We start from the raw sequence: 611 nt of genomic DNA on the forward strand, positions 1-611 counted from the left end.
ATCAAGTCGAACATCGGACACACCCAGGCCGCGGCCGGTGTCGCCGGTGTGATCAAGATGGTCCTCGCCATGCAGCACGGGGTACTGCCGCGCACGCTCCACCTGGACGAGCCCACCCCGCACGTCGACTGGTCCTCCGGGGCCGTACGGCTGCTTGCCCAGGACGAGCCGTGGCCGGAGACGGGCCGTCCGCGCCGCGCCGGTGTCTCCTCCTTCGGCATGAGCGGAACGAACGCCCACACCGTGCTGGAACAGGCGCCGACGGCATCGCCCGCGACGGCGGAACCGGCTGTCGGCGCAGAGCCTCCCGCGGTGGTGCCGTGGGTGGTGTCCGGCCGTTCGGAGAGCGCGCTTCATTCGCAGGCGGAACGACTCGCCGCGTATGTACGCGACCGGGTGGACCTGTCTCCGGTGGATGTCGGGCTGTCGTTGGCGACGACACGGTCGGTGTTCGAGCACCGCGCCGTGGTCCTGGCTGGCGACCGGAACGAACTCCTCGACGGGCTCGACGCGTTGACGGACGGACGCATGCTGCCCGGCGTGGTGGGCGGTGTCGCGGGCTCTCGTTCGCAGGCAGCGTTCGTGTTCCCGGGGCAGGGGTCGCAGTGGGC

The 611-nt window shown here is 71.0% G+C and carries 1 protein-coding gene; it reads left to right on the forward strand.

From position 1 onward, the window contains the following. Positions 1-611, forward strand: a 611-nt coding sequence (locus GTW67_RS29640) for a ketoacyl-synthetase C-terminal extension domain-containing protein (protein ID WP_161167833.1), incomplete at both ends; no start/stop codon positions are given.

Origin of the sequence: Streptomyces sp. SID5910, from assembly GCF_009862125.1 — a bacterium.
In the GTDB taxonomy this organism is placed as follows: Bacteria; Actinomycetota; Actinomycetes; order Streptomycetales; family Streptomycetaceae; genus Streptomyces.